Source organism: Sphingomonas elodea ATCC 31461 (assembly GCF_000226955.1).
Classification (GTDB): domain Bacteria; phylum Pseudomonadota; class Alphaproteobacteria; order Sphingomonadales; family Sphingomonadaceae; genus Sphingomonas; species Sphingomonas elodea.
Genome location: NZ_AGFU01000043.1, coordinates 1 through 20,998 on the forward strand (window position 1 = coordinate 1; position 20,998 = coordinate 20,998).

Genomic DNA, 20,998 nt, shown 5'->3' on the forward strand with positions numbered 1-20,998 from the left:
CGGCATTTCGCTGGGCGGCCATTTCGCCCCCCGCGCGGTCGCCTGTGAGCCGCGCTTCGCCTCGGGCGCCTGCTGGGGTGCCAACCACAACAGGGCCGAAGTGCAGCAGAAGCGCCTGAAACGCGAGGGCGAGAACCCGGTGCCGCATTATTGGGCGCACGTCATGTGGGCGTTCGGCGCCAGGGACATGGACGATTTCTTCGCCAAGGCCGAGGCGATGAACCTCAACGGCCATATGGACGGCGTGAAGGTGCCGTTCCTCGTCACTCATGGTGCGAACGACCGGCAGATCAGCGTGCAATATGCCCATGATTGCTACGAGCAACTGGTCAACAGTCCGAAGCGCGAACTGAAGATCTTCACCGCGCGTGAAGGCGGGGTCGAGCATGTCGGCGCCGACAACATGGCGTACGGCCGCGACTACATCGCCGACTGGTTCGCCGAAACCCTCAGCGGCCACACCGCCTGACTTCCCGGAGACCACCCATGGCCCGCCGCTTCATCGACCTGTCCATCACCCTGGAGAACGAGGTGATCACCGATCCGCCGTTCCTGCGGCCAAAGATCACCTACCAGACCCACGCCGAGACGGTGGGCGAGCTCGGCCATTTCTTCCTCGGCGTGACGCAGGACCAGACGCCCGACGGCGCCGGCTTCGCCGCGGCCGAGTGGGTGACGCTCACCACGCACAACGGCACCCATCTCGACGCGCCCTGGCATTTTCACCCGACGATGGACGGCGGCAAGCGCGCGATCACCATCGACTAAGTGCCGCTCGAATGGTGCTTCCAGCGCGGCGTGAAGCTCGATTTCCGCCATTTCCCCGATGGCTATGTCGTCACCGCGGCGGACGTCGAGGCGGAGCTGGCGCGGATCGGGCATGACCTCCAGCCGCTCGACATCGTGCTGGTCAACACCGCCGCCGGCATGGCGGTAGGCAACCCGAACTTCGTCAATATCGGCTGCGGCATGGGCTATGAAGCCACCATGTACCTCACCGAGCGCGGCGTGCGGGTGACCGGCACCGATGCGTGGAGCTGGGACGCGCCCTTCGCCTACACCGCGGAAAAGGTGAAGGAAACCGGCGATACCTCGCTGATCTGGGAAGGCCACAAGGCCGGCCGCGACATCGGCTATTGCCACCTCGAGAAGCTGCACAACCTCGAGGCGCTGCCGCCGCACGGCTTCACCGTCAGCTGCTTCCCGCACAAGATCAAGGGCGCCTCGGCCGGCTGGACCCGCGCCGTCGCGATCCTCGACGACTGAGACGATGCAATACGGGGGTGCCGACCCTCGGGTGTCCCCATGGGGGTGCCCAACTTCGGCGACGAGGGCCGTAGCGAGGCGCATCAGAACGATCGCCCGGCCGGTGAACCAATAACCACCAAGGGTGGGGGAGGAGAGAAAATGAAGGTATACGAGATCCTGCTGGCGACGACCGTGTTGGCTGGCATGACCCCGATCGCTGCGCTGGCCCAGACCGGTACGCAGCAGGCCGAAACGACGGCAGCGCAGGACGACAGCACCGTCGGCGAGATCATTGTCACCGCGCAACGTCGCAGCGAGAATGTCCTCAAGGTACCGCTCAGTGTCACCGTCGTGGGTGCCGAGGAATTGCTCCAGCGCGGTGCCAACGACCTGACGGCGGTAACCAAGCTCGCCCCCAGCCTCCAGGTGGCGCAGGACAACACCTTCGCGGTGCGCGGCGTCGGCACCGGCACCTTCGCCACCACCGTGGAAGCGAGCGTGTCGCAGGTCCTCGACGACGTGGTGATCGGCAACAAGGAATTCGCCGCCAACGCCTTTTACGACGTCGCCCGCGTTGAGGTGCTGAACGGGCCGCAGGGGCTGCTGTTCGGCAAGAACGCCTCGGCCGGCCTCGTCAACATCACCACCAACAAGCCGGTGCTCGGCGTGACCAGCGTTTCCGGCGACGTCGAAGCGGTGCAGCGCGATCGTCCGGTGAAGAACGGCCAGGGTATCCAGGTCCGTTCGACCGTGAACCTGCCGATCGGTGCCAACAGCGCGCTGCGCCTGAACGCGGTCTATAGCGGGCAGGACTCGGTTACCTATCCGACGGTCAACAGCGCCGTGCGCAACGATTTCGGCCTGCGCAACCTCGGCCTTCGCGGCAAGTTTCTGTACGAGCCGACCGACGCGCTCTCCCTTTATGTGATCGGCGATTACAACAAGCAGCGCGGCATTTCCGGGCGGTACGACATCACCTTCCGGCAGTTTGGCGCCGGCAGCGCCTATACGGGCAGGGGGCTCCCGGCTGGTCCCGATAATCTTCGCTACAGCTCTGACGCGCCCGGCTATCGAGATTCCGATACCGGTGGCCTGCAGGCGAACATCAACTATTCGCTGTCGAACGGGATGGAGCTGTCCAGCATCACCGCGTGGAAGCACGTGACGCTCTCGTTCCAGTTCGACTCGGACAACACACCGATCAACTTCTTCAACACCAACTCCAGTCGGCAGATCTACAACCAGATCTCGCAGGAGCTGCGGCTCGCGCTGCCCGAAGGCAACAAGGTAACCGGCCAGTTCGGCCTCTATTATTATCGCTCGGTCGGCTCTGTGGTCGGCGCCCGCGGCGGCAATAACGGCTTCCCAGGCTTCCTCCTGCCGACCTTCCCCTTCTGCGTGGGCGCCACCCAGCTCGGTGCGCCGCCCGCTGCCTGCCCGGTGAGCAATGCGAGCTTCCTCGGCCAGGACTATAAGTACAACCTGAAGCAGAACAGCTATGCCGGCTTCGGCCAGCTCGGCTATCATGTCACCGATACGCTGAAGCTCAACGCGGGCGGCCGCATCACCTATGACAAGGGGTCGATCGACCTGCTGGAGAATGTCGGCAAGTATTTCGTGACGCTGGGCGTACCGAACAATCGCTCCATTGAATCGACCGACGCCACAGACTTCAGCTTCAAGATCGGTGCCGACTGGCAGGTGACGCAGTCGACCATGCTCTACGGCTTCTATGGCCAGGGCTATAAGGGGCCGGGCTTCTCCAACACCTCACCAGCGCCGGGCGCCAAGCTGGCGGTGCGGCCCGAAATCTCGCGCGGCGGCGAAATCGGCATCAAGGGCCGGCTTGCCGACGGCAAGATCACCTATTCGGCCTCGGCCTTCCACACGCGCTTCACCGACCTGCAGGTGCAGTCGTGGATCACGGCGCTGCGCACCTTCGTGCTCAGCAACGCGGCGACCGCGACCACCGAGGGTGTCGACTTCTCGGTCCAGGCCCGACCGACCACGCACATCACCTTGTCGGGCTCGGCTTCCTACGTAAACGCGAAGTTCGATAACTTCCCCGGCGCGCAATGCTATACCGGGCAGACCAGCAACGGCTGCCGCGCCGATCTGCGGTCGGATGCCGCCGGCTATGTCGGCACGTTCAACGCAGCGGGCTATCAGCTGCCGCTCTCGGCGAAGTTCACCGCCACGCTGGGCGCGGACTACAGCCAGCCGCTGACCGACAAGCTCGATGCGCAGTTCGGCATCGGCTATTATCACCGGTCGCGGCAATCCTCGGCACTCGGCACGCCGTTCTTCATCCCGACCTGGGATACGTTCGATCTGCGCCTGGGCCTGAAGAGCAAGCACTGGTCTGCCAGCCTGTTCTGCAAGAACTGCACGAACGAGATCCGGCCGATCTCGATCGGTTCCGACGGCGGCGACGCCAACCCGGTGCAGGGTCCGCCGGTGCTGACGCTCAGCCAGCGCTTCAGCTATGACTCGGTGCGCACGATCGGGCTGCGGCTCGGCTTCGACTTCTAAGCCGGGGGGAGGGGGCGGCGGCGTCGCTCCCTCACATTGAAGGAAATGCCGATGCGCACCTATCATTTTCGGTGGCCCTGGTTGCTGCCGCTGTGCTGGCCCCGCAGGCCTATGCGCAGGGTGAGCTCTCCACCACGACCGAAGCGGCGCCCGCGCAGCCCAACGCGGTTCCGCTGGCGGCTTCCTGACGCGCCGCCTCGTGGAGATGGGCGGGGGGGATCGTTCGGATTTCGCCGGCCCGATCTATCCGAACATGGGGCCGATGCAGGTGTCGGACGATGCGCCGCCGATGTTCGTCGCCGTCGCCGCGGACGATTTTCTGCTGGCGCGCGTGCACGGGCTCCCGCTCGTCGACAGCTACCGTGCCGCGAAAAAGTCGATTGAGTTTCACCTCTACGCCGATGGCGGCCACGGGTTCACAACGGGCAAGCCCGACACCACGACGGCGCACTGGCTCGACCAGTTCTTCCTGTGGCTGGATGTCATGGGTCTGACGAAATCGGCGAAGTGATGGTGAGAGATATCCACATCGCGGTCGCGGGCGATCGGCATGTGGTCGTTAGAACGTTTCAAGGAACAAGCGCATGATCAATCGTCGAAGCCTTATCACCTCTGCGCTTGCCACCGGGGCCGCAGGAGCATTGCTTCCCGGCCATGCACTGGCCGACGCCGTTGCGGAGGCTACCGGTACCCCATTTCCCGACGGGTTTCTTTGGGGCGCGGCGACGGCGGCGCATCAGGTCGAGGGGAATAACCTGAATGCCGACCTTTGGGTGATCGAGAACGTCCCGAACACGATCTTTGCCGAGCGATCGGGCGACGCGACCAACAGCTTCGATCTTTGGCCAGTCGATCTGGATCTGGTGAAGTCGATGGGTCTGAACACCTATCGCTTTAGCCTCGAATGGGCGCGGATTGAGCCGGACAAGGGACATTTCTCACGCGCGATGCTCGATCATTACAGGGCCATGATCGAGGGGTGTCGGGCGCGGGGGCTGAAGCCCGTCGTAACCTTCAACCATTTCACGACCCCGCGCTGGTTCGCCGCGCAGGGGGGGGCACAATCCGGAGTCGCCCATGCTGTTCGCGCGCTTCTGTGATCGGGCGGCGAAACACCTCGCAAGCGGGATCGCGCTGGCACTTACCCTCAACGAGCCGAACCTGGCGGGCCTGATCGGCGAGATCCTGCCGCCGCAACTGCTGGCCGGCGACCGCGCGACGCAAGAGGCGGCGGCGAAGCAACTGGGCGTTCCGAAATATTCGCCTGGCGTCGCACTCTATGTGCCCGAAGCAAAAACCTATCGCGCAAACATGATGGAGGCGCACCGCCGCGGCGTTGCCGCGATCAAGGCGGTGCGCAGCGATCTGGAGGTCGGGGTCAGCCTCGCCCTGCTCGACGATCAGGCGGCCGGCAAGAATTCAATCCGAGATCATATGCGCGAGCGCTATTATGGTGAATGGCTGCGCCTCGCCTCCGAAACCTGTGACTTCATCGGCGTCCAGAATTACGAGCGCAAGACTTGGGACGACAAAGGCCCGCTACCGCCGCCTCCATGGTGCTGGGGGGCGTGGGTGCCCATGCGCAGGAGGGCCCGCGCGCATCAGGTGCCGGGCCGGAGCGAGAGAAAGCGTGCGGACAGCCGGTTGCGCAATGGGCACGCGGCATCGAAGGGCAGCGCAAGGCCGATCTCGGCGACGGTCGCTACCTCAATCCGGTGCTGTCGGGCGACTATCCGGATCCGTCCGTGCTGAAGGACGGCGATGACTATTACCTCACCCACTCCTCGTTCGATTCCGCGCCGGGGCTGTTGATCTGGCATTCCCGGGATCTGGTGAACTGGCGCCCGCTCGCCCCTGCGCTTGCCAAGCCGCTGGGTACCGGCTTTGCCGTCGACATCGCGAAGCATGGCGGCCGCTATTACATCTACATTCCGTTCATGCGCGCGCCTTGGTCAAAGGATCTCAAGAGCTTCGCGAATATCTTCGTCATCCACGACGAGTCGATGGCGGGGCCGTGGAGCGCACTGATCGACATGGGGATCGGCGGGCTGATCGATCCCGGCCATGTCGTCGGCGAAGACGGGCATCGCTACCTGTTCTTCAACGGCGGGAAGCGCGTACGGCTGTCGCCGGACGGACTTTCGACGGCGGGGCCGGTCGAGGATGCCTATTCCGCCTGGCGCTATCCGGACGACTGGATCACCGAGGCCTATTCGCTGGAAGGGCCCAAGCTGTTCCGGCGGGGGGACTATTTCTACCTGGTGAACGCGGTGGGTGGCACCGCCGGACCCGCGACCGGGCACATGGTGGTCGCGGCGCACTCCAGGTCCATCCATGGCCCATGGGAGCGTTGTCCGCACAACCCGATCGTTCGCACCCGATCCGAGGACGAACGCTGGTGGTCACGCGGACACGCCACCTGCGTCGAGGGGCCGGGCGGGCGTTGGTTCATGGTCTATCACGGCTTCGAGAAGGGCTATCTGACGCTGGGCCGCCAGACGCTGCTCGAGCCGATCGAATGGACTGCGGACGGCTGGTTCCGCGCCGCCGGCGGCGACCTGTCGCGGCCGCTGCGCAAGCCAGGTGGGGCGGCCGTGCCGCACGGCATCGCGCGCTCCTCCGATTTTGCGGCCGCGGATATGGGACGTCTCTGGAGCCTCTATGCGAGCGCACCCGACGCGCCCGATCGGCTCCGGTTCGAGCCCGGCGCGCTAGTCCTCAAAGCGCAAGGCAAGAGCCCGCAGGGCGGATCGGTCCTGACGCAGCAGGTGGGCGACCGCGCGTTCGAGATCAGCGTGGAACTAGAGCTGCGCGGCGCAAGCGAGGGCGGTCTGTTGCTCTTCTTCAACGACCGGCTTTTCCTGGGTATGGGCGTCGATGCCAGCCGGATGGTCAGCTACCGGGGCGGCAAGGCATCCTATTGGCAGGAACCTGCGCCACCGGCACGCAAGATGCACCTGCGTATCGTCAACGATCAGCAGATCGTCACCCAATATTACAGCCTCGATGGAAAGGCTTGGACCCGCCATGAGGTGCGCAGCCAGGTCGAAGGCTATACCGCCAACACCATGGATGATCTCCTGAGCTTGCGGCCGGCCCTATTCGCTTGTGGCGATGGGGAAGTTGCGTTCCGGCAATTTCGCTACCGAGCCTTGTGATTTGTAGGGGGAACCGTCTGCAGGGAACGGTCTGGGCCGTCGCACCCGCATTTGCTGAGCGGATCGCGTGCGATACGCCTGCCGGAGATCGACAGATCCAGGGTCGAGGATCGCCTCGGCGGCGAGGACAAACTCTCCCACCGATCCGGTGATGACAGCCTGCCGGAAGGAGACGGCCGGGGCGCATTGCGCGAGGAACGCGCATGCGCTGCGTTTTCCGGGGCCGTTCAGCGTACCGCGGAACCGTCATCCCCCTGCAACGGCGGTCGCTGCCCGCCTGCCAGGGTGCGCGCCTTGTCCTGCGCGGTGAGCACCAGTTCGGCGGCGAGCAGTGCCTGGGCCTGGTTCTGCGCGACTTCGGTACGCGCGACGACGTCGGAGACGAACTGTGGGCCGAACGGCAGCGGCACGCTGCTGCAATCGATGTAGCGCGTGCCCCGGCGATCGGCGAGGAACAGGTGGTTGCCGCCCGGTCGGCCCTGAATGTCGACATATTTGCGCAGCTCGATATAGCCCTCGGTGCCGAGGAGGAAGACGCGGCCGTCGCCCCAGGTCGGCAGGCCGTCCGGCGTGTACCAGTCGACGCGGACATAGCCCGTGCCGCCATTGCCGGTCAGCATCATATCACCGAAATCCTGAAACTTCGGGTGGCTCGGCGTGGCGAAGTTGCCGACCTGCGAGGCGACGACCTGTGCTTCGGTCGAGCCGGTGTAGAACAGGAACTGGTCCGCCTGGTGGCTCCCGATATCGGTGAGGATCCCGCCATAGTTTGCCACGTCCCAGAACCAGTCGGGGCGGCTCGGCGCGCTGAGCCGATGCGGCGCGATATTGATCGTCTGCACGACGCGGCCGATCGCGCCGGCATGGACCAGTTCGCCTGCCCTGACCGCCGCGCGCACCTCAAGCCGTTCCGAATACATGATGGCGAACTTGCGCTTCGTCTCGGCGATGGTGCGGCGCACCTCCGCCAGCTGGGCGAGGCTGGTGATGCCGGGCTTGTCCGCCAGGAAATCCTTGCCCGCGCGCATCACCCGCACGCCCAGCGGCGCGCGCAGATTGGGGACCGATGCACTGGCGACGACCTGGACGCTCTTGTCGTCGAGGATCTCGGCCTCGCTACGCGCGATCTTCACGTCGCCATAGCGGGCGCGGAAGGGGGCGAGCTGCTTCGGGTCGCTGGCATGGACCGCGATGAGCGTGCCGCCGCCGCGGATCAGCGCATCGGTCATCGCATAGATGTGCGAATGATCGAGGCCGATCACGGCGAAGCGCAGCCGGTCCTTCGCGGTCGGGTCGGGTCCCTTGGGAGCCGCGCTGGCCGAGACGCCGTTGCCCTGCGCGGTCGATTGGGCACGAGCCGTGGCGGCAAGACCGGCGCCGACGAGGCCGGCGCTGGCGAGAAGGAAACGGCGGTCGATCATGTCCATGCGTTGGCTCCGTGCGGGAGAAGGGATCAGAAGGTAACGAGGTCGGTCGGCCAAGCCAGGGCTTGACCTTGGTCGATCGCCTGTTCGCCGAGCAGCGAGGCGATACTGGCATGATAGGCCTGGGCGAGAAGGCCGGGCACTTCCCGGCCGCTGCGCACCGCTTCGCCGAAGCCTTCGAACTGGAGCATCGTCTCGTCATACTCGCCCCAGCCGATCGACTCGCCGGGCGTGGTGACGGGGAGTTCGGGGAACCAGGTCGCGCCGCCGATCGGCACGGTGGTCTTGCGCCCGGCCTGCACATCGGCGCGCATGCGGGCGAGGGCGGGGACGGCGCCCGGCTGGACCTCCTGATAGATGCGACCGAGCTCGGGCTCGATCGTGCCCTTGCTGCCCTGAATCTGTTCCTCGCAGCCATAGCGGGCGTTGTTGAGCATCGAGGTGTAGATCAGCTTCCGGCCATCCGGATAATCGTAGATCAGCGCGACTTGGTCGTAGACGTCGCGGCCATCCTTCCAGAAGCAGATGCTGCCGGAGCCCATTACCCGGGTGGGCAGCCCGCCCAAAAACCAGTTGGCGACCTGGAGCTGATGCGTGGCCAGCTCGGTCATCAGCCCGGCCGAGCGATCGCGGTAGAGGCGCCAGTTGATCTCGCGCTCGGTACCGCCGGGCGGCACCTGGCGGCGCCAGCTGCGGTTGCGGTGCCAGCTGGCGCGGATCTGGGTGATCGGGCCGATCTCGCCGGCCTGGGCCCGTTTGAGCGCGTTGAGATAGGTGGGGTTGAACAATCGCTGATGGCCGATCTGCAGCACCTTGCCGCGCTTTCGGGCACGGGTGACCATCGCGCTGCAATCGGCGATCGTTCGTGCCATCGCCTTCTCGCAGAACACCGGATAGCCGGCGTCGAGCGCGTCCATTGTCTGTGGAGCATGAAGGTCGAGCGGAGTCGCGATCACCACCGCATCGATCTGCCTCGCGTCGAGCATCTTGCGATGATCGGTGAAGGTCGGCGTGTTCGCCGGCACATAGGCGCGTGCCCTGGCCAGATGCGGCTCGAACGTGTCGCACAGCGCGGCGACCGCGCAATTGCGCGTCTTGTTGAGATTCTGGATCAGGGTGCGACCGCGGTCGCCGGTGCCGATCACGCCGATGCGGACGCGCGGGCCCTTGACCACATCGTCGGCCGCCATCGCGGCCCATGGGGCGGCAGCGCTCATGCCCGCACCGGCGGACGCGAGCAGTATGCGGTCGAGGAAGCTGCGGCGGGAAAGCGCGAAGGCATCGTCGGTCATGCGGAGATTTCCATCGGTCGTGCGGCGCCGACAGGCGCGGCATGGGAAAAGCGGAAATGTCGGTCGGGCGCTGCGGCGCAGAGGCGATCTGCCGATGCCGCATCGGCGACGAGCAGTGCCGTGCTCCAAGCCTCTGCCTCGGCGCCGGTCGCCGCGACAGCGACCGCCGTCGCCGGAGCGGAGACGTGGGTCCCATCCGATGGCCGGACCATCGCGGCGCGGCCGGGCTTGCGGGCGCCCGCTCCCGCGGTCGAGGAGACGGAGACGGACGCATCGGTCAGGCCGAGTTCGACGAGCCACGCGCCCGGCACATCGGGATGCGGAATGGCGAGAGGCCAGTCGCCGCCCAGCGGATGCGGGCCGATCACCGCGATGGAACTCTCGCCGGCCGACAGCAATGCCGAGGAGACTCCCGACGCACGGAGTGCCTGCACGGCGCGGTCGAGCGCGAACCCCTTGCCGAAGCCGCCAAAGTCCAGCGTCAGCGGGCGCTCGGCAACGATGCGGCGCGCGGCGGGGTCGATGGCGAGCGCGGACCAGGCGCCCAGGCTCGGGTCGAACCGGCCGCCGGTCGCGCGCCAAAGCGTATCGACGGCCAGCACCGCTTCGAACAGCAGCTCGTCGTCGATCGCCGCGTTGCCCGCCAGCGACAGGATCCGGTTCAATGCCGTCGTAGGGGACGGGCGGTGGATCGTCAGCGTGTCTTCCGCCGAGCGGATCGCAACCTCCGCGGCGGCAAGCGCGGCGGGATCGTCGCGGCCGAACAGGTGCAGTTCGATCCGCGTACCCATGGCGGCGAACCGCGTCACGCTCGCCTCCATGCCCATCCTGTCAGCCGCGAACTTCCCAGCCCGGTTCATAGTCAACCGTCCAGAGCTTGAGGGCTGCCGCCTCCCTGGGCTTGCCGGTCGCCGGATCGACGGTGATCGCGCCGCCAGTGCGATAGGCGATGTTACCGAGATGGCAGAGCGTGGTGCTGATATGGCCTTCCGCGATCGGCGAGTGCAATGCCGGTTCGGTACCGCGGATCACGCCCAGGAAGTTGGCGGCGTGGAATATGTCGAGCGCACCTTCACCGACGGTGCCGGTGGTCTCCGACTCCGCCGCCGCCTTCACCTCGCGCACCTTCTTGCCGGCGAGGTCGTAGAGCTCGAAGCCGTTGCGATCGACGATCGCCGATCCCTTGGTGCCGAGCAGCAGCGTGCCGCGGCCGCGGCCGTAGCGCAGCATGCCGTTGCAGCTCTCGCCGTCCCATCGGATCGTTCGGCCGTCGCCGAAGCCGAGATCCAGCGCCAGCGAGTCGTACATCTCCCAATCGTCGCCGCGATAGAATCGCCGGTCGCCGCGGGCGGTAACGGTGGTGGGATAGGTCACCCCCATCAGCCAGCGGGCGACATCGAGCTCATGCATCGCGTTGTTGCAGGTCTCGCCGGTGCCGTACCTCCAGAACCAGTGCCAGTTATAGTGGACGAGGTTCGAGCGGTACGGCCCGCGCGGCCGCGGCCCCTGCCACATGTTCCAGTCAAGATTGGCGGGCGGCTGTACGATCTCGCCCTTGCCGATCGACTTGCGGTTGTTCGCGTACCAGGTCTGCGCCTCGTACACGTCGCCCAGTTCGCCGGCTCGGATCAGGTCGAGCAGCTGGCGCGTCTCCAGCGACGAGCGCTGCTGGTTGCCGACCTGGAGGACGCGGCCGGTGCGCCTCTGCGCGGCGATCAGCGCCTCCCCCTCGGCCGGGGCGATGCCGATCGGCTTTTCGATATAGACGTTGTGGCCCGCATTCATCGCGTCGATCGCCACCTTGGCGTGCCAGTGATCGGGGGTAGCGACGGTGATGACATCGACCGCCTTGCTGTCGAGCAGCCGGCGGTAATCCCCGGTCGTCTCGACCTTGCTGCCCCAGCGCTGGGCGAACTCGCCGGCACGCTTGGCGAGGACCGCGGAGTCCACATCCGCGAAGTGGGTGACCTGGACATTGGGCTGCTTGGCAAAGGCACTCATATGCGCCTGGCCGCGCCCGTTGACGCCGACGATGCCGACGCGGATGCGGTCGTTCGCACCCAGGATGCGTGCATAGCTGCTGGCGCTGAGCGCCATCGCCCCGGTGGCGACGGCGCCCTTCATCATCGTTCGACGGTCGACCATGGCAGTGCTTCCCCTCAGCTTTTTTATGATCGTAATCGGAATGGTACGCCGGGCGTTCCTCAGAAACGGCGGAGCTTGATCGAGCGGAAGTCCACCCGGTCCCCGTGATCCTGCAGCAGAATCGCGCCCTCGGCGGTGGTGCCGAAGCCGGTGACCTTGGCAAACTTGCTCTCGGCGATCGTCGCCTTCAGCGCATCCGAACCGCGCTCATATTCGACGACCTTGAAGCCGTTCAGCCAATGCTCGACATGGTTGCCGCGGACGAGGATCGTCGCCCGGTTCCACTCGCCCGGCGGGTTGCCGCGCTTGCCGGGGCTGGACGGGTCGGAAAGGTTGCGCGCCGGGATCAGGTCGTACAGCGAAGCGAGCGTGCGGTTGCCGTCGCGGCCCATCTTCGCATCGGGGTGCCGCGCGTCGTCGAGCAGCTGATATTCAAAGCCGACATTGGAAACGCCGCCATTCTGCAGCGGCGGCAAGAGGTATTTGATGCCGCTATTGGCGCCCTCGCTCAGCCGGAAATCGATCGACAGCTCGAAATTGCGAACCGTGCCCGCCGTGGCGATGTCGCCGCCGCCGCCATTCTTCTCCACCGTCAACACGCCGTCGGCTATCGTCCAGCCCTTGACCGGGAAGCCGCCGCCCTTGGCGGACCGCCAACCCCTTGGCGTGCGGCCGTCCCACAGGAGCGTCCACCCGGCGCGGCGCTCTGCCGCGGTCAGCTGGTCGGGCTGCCACCCCTGTTGCTCCAGCGTCGTCTCGGGCAGGGCATGGCGCGCGGGCGAGTCGGTGAGGATACGCAGGCCCTTGAACCGTACCTCGGGCCCCTTGGCCGCGACCGCGTCGGGCAGGGCATGGACCTGGAAGGCGAGAAAGCCGCGCGCGTCGGTATTGTCGACGATGTCGGCCGCAGGCACGCCGTTGAGGAAGGTGCGGATGCGATGGCCGATCGCCTCCACCCGGTAATGATTCCATTCGCCGGGGCGGAAGGCCTTGCGCGCCGCCTCGTTGCGGCCGAGCGTGTAGAGCCATTGGCGCCGCTGCTCGTCATAGATGCCGGCGCTCCAGGCGCGGGGCGACGGGTCGATCTCCGCCTGATAGCCGAACACCACGCCGTTCCGGTAGTCGGGACGGCTCTGGCCGCGGATCATCATCCCGGAATTGAGCGCAGGGTCGGTCTTGGCATCGAACTCGACGATGAAATCGCCGTAGAGCTGGTCCGACACGAGCCAGCTATTGCCCTTGCCGATCACCGCGCGGCCGACCAGTTCGTCTCCGACCATCTCGTAGGTGGCGTTGCCGCCGGTACGATGCCATCCGGCCAGGCCGGGCTTCGGCATCAGGTCGCGCCAGGGCGCGGTGGCCTGACGCGCCTGTGGCGGCGACGCCGGGGGGAGGGCAAGCGCTGCCGAAGACAGCGCAGTCAACGCCAATACCGTGAGCCTGCGAGCCACAATCTCTCCCCTCATCCTATAGTCGGGCATCGTCAACAGCCAAAAGCTTGCGGCGACAGCCTCTTAAGCACCAGACGTAAAACGTGGTCGGGCCACTTGCAAGAGCCATGTCTGGCAGGATAACCGATTCAAATCACAGTCTGCTGAAATTGGTAAGGCATAGTTGCCAGACCGAAATTGGCCTGTTACGCATTGTTGCAGTCGACCACCGAAACACGGGGCGACACCACCGCGCACGGTGAAACGTAACCACCAGTGCGCGCGAAATGGGAGAGGGGATGTGGGCACCTATCGTCGCCACAAATGCGCTTTGTTCGTATCGTCGAGCGCACTCGCAGCACTGATCGCTACTTCCGCCGCGGCGCAGACCGCGCAGGAGCCACCGTCCGCCGCGCAAGGGAGCGACGACGGGCAGCAGGCAACCGAGATCATCGTCACCGGATTCCGCGCCTCGCTGAACAGCGCGCTGAACCAGAAGCGATCCGAAACCGCCGCGATCGACAGCATCGTCGCGGAAGACATCGGCAAGTTCCCGGATTCGAACCTTGCCGAGTCGATGCAGCGCATCCCCGGCGTGGCGCTGTCGCGCGGCGACGGCGGCGAGGGACGCAACATCTCGGTCCGCGGCTTGGGCGCGCAGTTCACCCGGGTGCGCATCAACGGGATGGAAGGCGTGTCGCAGGTCAGCGGCAGCGACATTCGCGGCGGCGTCGCGACCGGCCGCTCGTTCGACTTCGTGACCTTCCCGACCGAAATCTTTTCCGCACTCACCGTCCGCAAGACCACCTCGGCCGATGTCGAGGAAGGGTCGCTCGGCGCAACCGTCGACCTGAACGCACCCAAGCCGTTCGACCAGAAGAAGGATTTCGTCTTCTCCGCCACCGCGCGCGGGATCTACAACGACATCCGCAAGGAGGCCGATCCGCGCCTCTCCGCGCTCGTTTCGAAGAAGTTCGGCGGCACCTTCGGCGTGCTCGGCAGCATCGCCTATTCGAAGCGGCACATCGACGAATATGCCTATTCGGCCGCGGATGTCGTGCCGACGACCGTCTACGGCCTCGCCCAGCCGGCGGGTTCGGCCAATGCCGGCGTGATCTTCCCCTTCTGCACGCCCGTCGGCTATCTCTACAAGGGTGCGCCCGTGAACAGCCCGGTCCCCGGCTATACCCAGCCGAGCGGCGCATCGATCGGCGCGGACGCGAACAACTGCAGCACCAACAATCCGCGCACCGGCACCCAGGCCGCCTATGACTATATCATGAGCCGCACGGGCGTGAACGGGAAGCCCGGCGGCGGCGTCTATCTTCCGCGCCTGCCACGCCCGGTGAAGGGCAGCCAGAATCAGGAGCGCCTCGCCGGATCGCTGACGCTGCAATGGCAGCCGGACGAGAATACCGACATCTCGGTCGACGGGCTGTATTCGCGCTTCAAGGTCAAGCGGCTCGATACGATGATGGACGCGCGGTCGTTCGGCCGCGCCATCTCCAACAACGGCCAGCCGCTCACCTCGGTGCGCGAGATCGAGGTCGACGGCAACGGCTCGTTGATCCGTGGCTTGTTCGACGGCGTGGATCTGCGCTCGGAAATGCAGGACGAGCGCTTCACCTCCGAATACAAGCAGGCGAACCTCAACTTCAGCCATCGCTTCTCGGACAATCTCCGGCTGTTCGGCCTGGCCGGCATCAACCAGTCGCAGCTCGACGTGAACCGCCTGCAGGTGGCGATCGACTCGAACGACACGCGCAACTGGTCGATCGATTTCCGCAACAATCCCAATATCCCGAAGATCGGCTACGGGATCGACACCACCCAGGCCGCGCTGTTCCAGTACGGGCCGCCGCTCGCCAATGGCGACCAGCGCGGGCAGCTGTCGAATTTCATTCGCCGCAACACGATCCTCAGCAAGACCTTCGAGCTCAATGCCGACTGGAAGGTGACGCCGGGCTTCACGATCCAGGCGGGCGGCCAGTACCGCACCAACAAGTACACGGCGCGTGAACGCCAGCTCGCCACCAACACCCCGCTGGCGCTGCCCGCGGGCACGTCGATTGCCGATTTCAGCTTCGTCACCACCGGCATCGGCAAGAATCTCGGCGGCCAGCTGCAGGATTTCGTCTCGATCGATCCGGACAAGTTCCGCCGGGTCACCGGGCTGAACGATTATGTCTATTGCAGCATCGAATGCGCCAAGGGCACCTATGGCGGCGTCTCCGAGAAATACAGCTCCGGCTATTTGATGGCCAAGTTCGACACCCAGAACGTCCTGCCGTTCGCGCTGCGCGGCGACGCCGGTGTCCGCTACGTCCGCACCAGCCTCGAGACATATGGGCCGATCACCACCGCGGCGCCCGCGGGATCGCTCTATCCGTCCCGCTTCGTCATCTCCACCGTCAACCGGTCCTATGAGGACTGGCTGCCGTCGATGAACCTAGCGCTGGACATCACGCCAAGCCTGATCGCCCGCTTCTCGGCGGCGCGGGTGATATCGCGGCCGGCCTATGGCCAGCTGATCCCGGCCGGGTCGGCAAACCTGGTGATCCAGACCGCGTCGTTCAGCAACCCGTTCCTCGATCCGATCCGCGCCAACACTCTGGACGCGGGGCTGGAATGGTATTTCCGGCCCGGTTCGCTGCTCTCGGTTGCCTATTTCCACAAGAATATCGAGACCTACATCCAGACGACGAGCACCAGCCTTGCCTTCCAGGACATCGGCCTGCCGCTGTCGCTGCTCAACGGCACCCAGCTGCGGCCGACGGACCAGTTCACCGTCCAGCGTAGCAACAATACGCCGGGCGGTCCGCTCAGCGGCGTCGAGGTGAACGTACAGCTGCCCTTCACCTTCCTGCCGGGGTTCCTCAAGAATTTCGGCGCGCTGGGCAACTTCACGCGAGTCCGCTCGAACATCCGCTACATCATCTCGCCGACGCTCTCGCGCACCGCGCCGCTGGTCGGGCTTTCGCCCGAGACGGCGAGCGGAACGCTCTATTACGAGGACAGCAAGTTCAGCATCCGCTCCACGGTTAATTACCGCTCGTCCTTCCTGACGGCAGTGCCCAGCGGATCGGTCGACGCGGACTCCACTGCCAATGCGCGGTCGGTCTTCGTGGACGCATCGGCCTCGTACAACCTCAGCGATCACATCAAGCTGATCGCGGAGGTGCAGAACATCACCAACGAGACGAACCGCCTCACCGTGGACACGGTGCGCAAGGATCCGCTCTACACCGCCTATTTCGGGCGGACCTATGCGCTGGCGGTCAACTTCGTCTTCTGAGCCCTCCTGCCTGCCCCGGCCGGTTAACGACCGGCCGGGGCTTCTTGCCGGAACTTTTGCGCGATGCAGAAGCTCTAGCTAAGGGCAGCGCCGCGAGGATGCGCGGCGGCTGGCTGGAGCGGGCGTGGACGAGGACGACGAGGCAAGGGCTGGCAGACGGGCAGGGCGGGCACGGCGTTGGCGCCGTCTCGTACCGGCACTGTTGGTCCTGCTGGCGGTCGTGCTCGCCACCACCTGGCTGCAGCGGCGCACGATCGCGCGCAGCTTTGTCGATCGCGAACTGGCACGGCGCGGTGTGCCCGCGCGGTATACGATCGACCAGCTCTCCCCATGGCGGCAGCGCCTGACCAATGTCGTCCTCGGCGACCCGCGCGATCCCGATCTGGTGGCGGACTGGATCGAGCTACGCACGGCCCTCACGCCGTGGCGCGCCGACCTGCTTGTCGCCAGGGCGGGGAGGGTGCGGATCAAGGGGCGCCTCAGCCACGGCACGCTTTCGCTGGGATCGCTCGACCGGCTGATGCCGCCGCCTTCGGGCAAGCCCTTCGTCTTGCCGCGGCTCAGCGTCGACGTCGACGATGCGCGGTTCAGGCTGGAAAGCGGCTTCGGGCCGCTGACGCTTGCGCTGCGCGGACGCGGCCTGCTGAGCGACGGATTTACCGGTCTGATGCGCGTTGACGCACCCCGGCTGCGCGCCACCGGTTGTGTGCTGGACGGTGTGACCGCCGCCCTCCAGCTGCATATCCGCAAGGGCGCGCCGAGTCTTGCCGGACCCTTGGCCGCGGGACAGGTTTCCTGCACTGCGATGCGCGCCGCCTATCCTCGCGCCGAGCTGCGAGTGGATCTGGACCCTGGCTTCGCACGGTGGAAGGGCGCTGCCCGCGTCGCGCTGCAGAGGCTCGCCGCCCCCTGGGGGAGCGTGGCGCATGGCACCGGCACCATCGATTTCGCCGGCGACCGCTTGCGTACGGCCGGCAAGATGGCGCTCCAGGCGGGGGCGATCGTTGCTTCGCCGGTACGGGCTGCTTCGGCGTCGGTGTCGGGAAGCTATGTCCTCGGCCAAGCGACCGGGTTTGCCGGGACGCTGGCGCTGCGCGATGCGGCGCTGGCGGAGTCTCTCCTCGCGCGGGTGACGCGCTACCGCGGTGCCGGTGCCGGCACGCCGCTGGCACCTCTGGCCCCGCGGCTGACCGAAGCGCTGGAGCGGGCGGGACGGCGGTTCGACGCCGATGCTGCGTTCGACATCCTTGCCGGGCCTAAGGGAACGACCCTCCGTCTGAACAAGGCCCATCTGGCAGCCCGCTCCGGCGCCCGGCTGGGCTTCGACGGCGGCCAGGGTGCGGTGCTGGACCTCCCCTCTGGCGCGATCGCGCTGGCCGGCGAGCTGACGATGCAGGGCGGCGGGCTACCGGACGCAGCGCTGCGGCTCTCGCAGGAGGCCGGCGACGACATGCTCCGCGGGACGGGCGAGATGCGGCCCTATGCCGCCGGCGGTGCGAGCCTCGGCCTCGCCCGGCTGGACGTCCGCATCCGCGGGAGGACGGGCGCGATCCAGACGGTGGCTGCGCTGTCGGGGCCGCTGGGCAGCGGGCGTATCGACGGGCTTTCGATGCCGATCGCGGCGCGCTGGGACGGCAGCGACATCGCGGTCAATCCGGGCTGTGAGACGCTGGCCTTCGCTCGCCTGGCGGTGGCCGGCATGGTGCTGAACCGGCAGCAGCTCCAGCTCTGCCCGCTCGGGGCCGCGATGCTCCGGCTGCGGGGGCGGACGCTCGACGGCGGCATCCGTGCGCCGTCGCTGGCGCTGGCGGGGACGATGGGCGGCAACCCGCTCAGCCTAGCCGCCACCGGCCTTCGCCTCGACTGGCGCGCACGCGCGTTCGACCTGGCCGACGTCGTCGTCCGCATGGGTGCGGAGCGCCCGACCCGGCTCGACATCGCGCGGCTGAACGGGACCTTCGGGGCGACCATGGCGGGCAGCTTCGAGGGGCTTGGCGGGCAGATCGGCGCGGTGCCGCTGGTCGTCTCGCAGGGCAAGGGCCGTTGGCAGGTGGCGGAGGGCGACCTGTCGCTGCTGGGCAGCTTCCGCCTCGCCGATGCCGAACCCATGCCCCGCTTCGAGCCCCTCGTCGCACCGGAAGGCCGTCTGCGCCTTCATGACGGGAAGATCGAGGTGCAGGCCGATCTTGTCGGCACCAAGCGTCCGGTGCCGGTCGCCAAGGTGACGATCACCCACGATCTGGGCACCGGCGGGGGGCAGGCGCTGCTCGACGTGCCCGGCATCCGCTTCCAGGTGAACGGCCTCCAGCCCAGCGACCTGACGCCGCTCACCTTCGGCATCATCGCCGATGTCGACGGGCTGGTTGCCGGATCCGGCCGGATCGCCTGGTCGGGCGAGACGGTGACCAGCACCGGCCGCTTCTCCGCGACCAACCTGGCGCTGGCGGCGGCGTTCGGTCCGGTGCAGGGACTGACCACCACGCTCGACTTCGCCGATCTGCTGAACGTCCGTTCCGCGCCTGGGCAGCTGGCCGAGGTCGCCGAGATCAATCCCGGCGTGCCCGTGCGCAACGGGACGTTCCGCTACCAGCTGCTCGACAGCCGCCGCGTGCGGGTGGAAGGCGCACGCTGGCCTTTCGCAGGCGGCGAGCTCGTCCTGGATCCGACGACGCTCGACTTCAACGAGGCCGGACAGCGCCGGATGACCTTCCAGGTGAAGGGCGTGGACGCCGCCCTGTTCCTCAAGGAAATGGCATTCGACAATCTCGACGCCACCGGCACCTTCGACGGTACGCTGCCGATGATCTTCGACGAGACGGGCGGCCGGATCGAGGGCGGGGAGCTTCGCGCCCGCGCGGGCGGCCATATCGCCTATGTCGGCGAAGTCTCGCGCGAGAATCTCGGTACCTGGGGCAATATGGCGTTCCAGGCGCTCAAGTCGCTCGACTACAAGAACCTCGCCATCCGCATGAACGGCCCGCTGGCCGGCGAGATGATCACCGACATCAGCTTCTCCGGCCTCAGCCAGGGCGCCGGGACCAAATCCAACTTCCTGATCCGCCGGCTGGCGCGGCTGCCGCTCCAGTTCAATGTCCGGATCAACGCGCCGTTCCGCCAGCTGCTCGACTCTGTGCAGTCCTGGTACGATCCGCGTCGCCTGATCGAGCGCAACCTGCCCGCATTGATCGAGGAGCAGAAACGTGCAGAGGAAGCGGGCAAGCCCACCGTTCAGCCGCGCGAAAGCGCGCCCCGTCCATGAAAGACACTGCTATGAGCTTGGAAGCATGAAACAGCGTTTGGCGGTCCGGCTCGCGGCCTGCGGGGTCGCCCCGTTGGTGCTGCTCGGCGGCTGCGTCACGGTGAATGCGCCGGACAAGCCGATCGTCATCAACCTCAACATATCGATCACCCAGGAAGTGGTGTATCGCCTGGACAACAAGGCGAAGGCCATCATCCAGGACAATCCGGGGATTTTCTGATGCGTACCCTGCTATCCACCATCGCCATGGCAGCCGCGATCGCGAGCGGGATGATCGCGCCGGCCTTTGCGCAGCGCGACCCCGCCTATCAGGCCGCGCGCGAGCAGGGCCTTATCGGCGAACAGCCGGACGGCTATCTCGGCATCGTCGGATCGGCCACCCCGGCCTTGCAGGCCATCGTCAACAACATCAACATCCAGCGCAAGCGCCAGTACACGCAGCAGGCGGCGGCCAGCTCTACCGTGGAGCAGATGGCGTTCGTCACCGGCTGCAACCTCATTCTGCGCACCGCGGCGGGCGAGAAGTATCGCGCGCCCGACGGCCGCTGGCTCACCCGCGGCAGCGACGCGCCGGTGCGGGATCCGCGCTGCCTCTGAGGCACCGTAGCCGCGCAGCCGGTCGCGCCGCGTGCCCTTCGCGGCGAGGCTGCGGGCGGGGGCCCGCCGCCCCGGCGGTCAGAAGGTGAAACCGCCCGGCTTGTAGCCGCGCGATGCGAAGGCATAGAGCAGATTGTTGCGGTCCACCGTCCAGTTGATCGCCGCCTTGCCGGTGACGCGCCCGTCCTCATGACGCCCGGACAGGTCGGAGACCTGCAGGCCCGCCACCGGGAAGTCGGGATGCTGGTACCGATGCTGACCGTGCCGACGCCGGTCGCCTTGCTGGCCAGGGCGACGACGCCGACCGTGGTACGGATATTGTGGGGCGTGATGTCGGTCGGGAAACGGGCCTGGGTCTGGCGGATGCGGACCTTGATCTCGTTGCGCTGGAAATAGCCGCCGATGTTGCGATCGTTGATCTGCACCCTGAGCAGCGCGCGGAAGGTGCCCGGTTGCCAGAGCATATCGAAGCGGTCGCCCTTTTCGTAGAGCGTGCCCGCCCTCGTGGATCACGACGACTCGATCGACGGTCGATGTCGGGGGAAGTGCGTCCCGTTCGGCTGGGACGATGCTGCAGCGGGCAGGTGCTACCGGATGACAGGTGGGCCACCGGAGATG

The 20,998-nt window shown here is 66.6% G+C and carries 17 protein-coding genes and 1 pseudogene; 12 read left to right on the forward strand and 6 right to left on the reverse strand.

Annotated features, from left to right (window positions below; all coding sequences use genetic code 11):
- The 7 genes and pseudogenes from KK7_RS0112865 to KK7_RS0112895 all read left to right on the forward strand — a co-directional run.
- Positions 1 to 469, forward strand: a 469-nt coding sequence (locus KK7_RS0112865; protein ID WP_010545057.1) for an alpha/beta hydrolase family protein, incomplete at its 5' end; no start/stop codon positions are given.
- A gap of 17 nt (positions 470 to 486) precedes the next feature.
- A pseudogene (locus tag KK7_RS20625) lies at positions 487 to 1,266 on the forward strand (cyclase family protein).
- A 141-nt stretch (positions 1,267 to 1,407) separates the two neighbouring features.
- Complete coding sequence (locus KK7_RS0112875) at positions 1,408 to 3,780, forward strand: TonB-dependent receptor (protein ID WP_010545058.1); 2,373 nt, start codon at positions 1,408 to 1,410, stop codon at positions 3,778 to 3,780.
- A 205-nt stretch (positions 3,781 to 3,985) separates the two neighbouring features.
- Entirely contained in the window at positions 3,986 to 4,291 is a 306-nt protein-coding gene (locus KK7_RS0112885; RefSeq protein ID WP_010545059.1) for an alpha/beta hydrolase family protein, read from the forward strand.
- Positions 4,292 to 4,364: 73 nt separating this feature from the next.
- The gene (locus KK7_RS23415) at positions 4,365 to 4,880 is read left to right on the forward strand and encodes a family 1 glycosylhydrolase (RefSeq protein WP_237709204.1); all 516 of its coding nucleotides are present in this window, start codon (positions 4,365 to 4,367) and stop codon (positions 4,878 to 4,880) included.
- Positions 4,858 to 5,532 carry a glycoside hydrolase family 1 protein gene (locus KK7_RS23420; protein WP_237709205.1) on the forward strand — a complete coding sequence of 225 codons (675 nt, stop codon included), beginning with the start codon at positions 4,858 to 4,860 and terminating at the stop codon, positions 5,530 to 5,532. The genes KK7_RS23415 and KK7_RS23420 overlap by 23 nt, the downstream gene beginning before the upstream one ends.
- Positions 5,496 to 6,938 carry a family 43 glycosylhydrolase gene (locus KK7_RS0112895; protein WP_010545060.1) on the forward strand — a complete coding sequence of 481 codons (1,443 nt, stop codon included), beginning with the start codon at positions 5,496 to 5,498 and terminating at the stop codon, positions 6,936 to 6,938. Before KK7_RS23420 ends, KK7_RS0112895 begins: the two co-directional genes overlap by 37 nt.
- Positions 6,939 to 7,165: 227 nt before the next feature.
- Here the strand turns inward: KK7_RS0112895 and KK7_RS0112900 are convergent, their stop codons facing one another.
- Genes KK7_RS0112900 through KK7_RS0112920 form a run of 5 tightly spaced genes read right to left on the reverse strand, consistent with a single transcriptional unit; the run spans position 7,166 to position 13,250 of the window.
- Positions 7,166 to 8,365, reverse strand: coding sequence for a Gfo/Idh/MocA family protein (locus KK7_RS0112900; RefSeq protein ID WP_010545061.1), 1,200 nt, complete (start codon positions 8,363 to 8,365; stop codon positions 7,166 to 7,168).
- Between the two features lie 26 nt (positions 8,366 to 8,391).
- Positions 8,392 to 9,654 (reverse strand): Gfo/Idh/MocA family protein, encoded by a 1,263-nt coding sequence (locus KK7_RS0112905; RefSeq protein ID WP_010545062.1) that lies wholly within the window; start codon positions 9,652 to 9,654, stop codon positions 8,392 to 8,394.
- Positions 9,651 to 10,463: an FAD:protein FMN transferase gene (locus KK7_RS0112910; RefSeq protein WP_237709206.1), complete on the reverse strand. Its 813-nt coding sequence runs from the start codon at positions 10,461 to 10,463 to the stop codon at positions 9,651 to 9,653. Before KK7_RS0112910 ends, KK7_RS0112905 begins: the two co-directional genes overlap by 4 nt.
- Before the next feature lie 22 nt (positions 10,464 to 10,485).
- Positions 10,486 to 11,799, reverse strand: coding sequence for a Gfo/Idh/MocA family protein (locus tag KK7_RS0112915; protein WP_010545064.1), 1,314 nt, complete (start codon positions 11,797 to 11,799; stop codon positions 10,486 to 10,488).
- Positions 11,800 to 11,858: 59 nt separating this feature from the next.
- Positions 11,859 to 13,250, reverse strand: coding sequence for a 3-keto-disaccharide hydrolase (locus tag KK7_RS0112920; protein WP_237709207.1), 1,392 nt, complete (start codon positions 13,248 to 13,250; stop codon positions 11,859 to 11,861).
- A gap of 280 nt (positions 13,251 to 13,530) precedes the next feature.
- Between KK7_RS0112920 and KK7_RS0112925 the strand changes: the two genes are divergently transcribed.
- From KK7_RS0112925 to KK7_RS0112940, 4 genes are all read left to right on the forward strand, one after another.
- A complete protein-coding gene (locus KK7_RS0112925; RefSeq protein WP_010545066.1) occupies positions 13,531 to 16,524 on the forward strand; it encodes a TonB-dependent receptor in 2,994 nt (997 codons plus the stop codon).
- A gap of 202 nt (positions 16,525 to 16,726) precedes the next feature.
- Entirely contained in the window at positions 16,727 to 19,783 is a 3,057-nt protein-coding gene (locus tag KK7_RS20635; protein ID WP_010545067.1) for an intermembrane phospholipid transport YdbH family protein, read from the forward strand.
- Between the two features lie 25 nt (positions 19,784 to 19,808).
- Positions 19,809 to 20,003 (forward strand): YnbE family lipoprotein, encoded by a 195-nt coding sequence (locus tag KK7_RS0112935; protein ID WP_040598563.1) that lies wholly within the window; start codon positions 19,809 to 19,811, stop codon positions 20,001 to 20,003.
- On the forward strand, positions 20,003 to 20,380 hold the full coding sequence (locus KK7_RS0112940; RefSeq protein ID WP_010545069.1) for a YdbL family probable chaperone protein: 378 nt from the start codon (positions 20,003 to 20,005) through the stop codon (positions 20,378 to 20,380). The genes KK7_RS0112935 and KK7_RS0112940 overlap by 1 nt, the downstream gene beginning before the upstream one ends.
- Before the next feature lie 78 nt (positions 20,381 to 20,458).
- On the opposite strand, the gene KK7_RS22930 is transcribed toward KK7_RS0112940, so the two are convergent.
- Positions 20,459 to 20,608: a hypothetical protein gene (locus KK7_RS22930; protein WP_158000006.1), complete on the reverse strand. Its 150-nt coding sequence runs from the start codon at positions 20,606 to 20,608 to the stop codon at positions 20,459 to 20,461.
- 12 nt (positions 20,609 to 20,620) lie between these two features.
- On the opposite strand from KK7_RS22930, the gene KK7_RS22935 reads away from it, so the two are divergent.
- Complete coding sequence (locus tag KK7_RS22935) at positions 20,621 to 20,776, forward strand: hypothetical protein (RefSeq protein WP_158000007.1); 156 nt, start codon at positions 20,621 to 20,623, stop codon at positions 20,774 to 20,776.
- Positions 20,777 to 20,998: the final 222 nt, after the last annotated feature.

What these genes read in the sequence shown, in the direction of transcription:
- KK7_RS0112875 (WP_010545058.1), top strand. Translation starts at nt 1,408, where the DNA reads ATGAAGGTATACGAGATCCTGCTGGCGACGACCGTGTTGGCTGGCATG.
- KK7_RS0112885 (WP_010545059.1), top strand. Translation starts at nt 3,986, where the DNA reads ATGGGCGGGGGGGATCGTTCGGATTTCGCCGGCCCGATCTATCCGAAC.
- KK7_RS23415 (WP_237709204.1), top strand. Translation starts at nt 4,365, where the DNA reads ATGATCAATCGTCGAAGCCTTATCACCTCTGCGCTTGCCACCGGGGCC.
- KK7_RS23420 (WP_237709205.1), top strand. Translation starts at nt 4,858, where the DNA reads ATGCTGTTCGCGCGCTTCTGTGATCGGGCGGCGAAACACCTCGCAAGC.
- KK7_RS0112900 (WP_010545061.1), bottom strand. Translation starts at nt 8,365, where the DNA reads ATGGACATGATCGACCGCCGTTTCCTTCTCGCCAGCGCCGGCCTCGTC.
- KK7_RS0112905 (WP_010545062.1), bottom strand. Translation starts at nt 9,654, where the DNA reads ATGACCGACGATGCCTTCGCGCTTTCCCGCCGCAGCTTCCTCGACCGC.
- KK7_RS0112915 (WP_010545064.1), bottom strand. Translation starts at nt 11,799, where the DNA reads ATGGTCGACCGTCGAACGATGATGAAGGGCGCCGTCGCCACCGGGGCG.
- KK7_RS0112935 (WP_040598563.1), top strand. Translation starts at nt 19,809, where the DNA reads ATGAAACAGCGTTTGGCGGTCCGGCTCGCGGCCTGCGGGGTCGCCCCG.
- KK7_RS0112940 (WP_010545069.1), top strand. Translation starts at nt 20,003, where the DNA reads ATGCGTACCCTGCTATCCACCATCGCCATGGCAGCCGCGATCGCGAGC.
- KK7_RS22935 (WP_158000007.1), top strand. Translation starts at nt 20,621, where the DNA reads ATGCTGGTACCGATGCTGACCGTGCCGACGCCGGTCGCCTTGCTGGCC.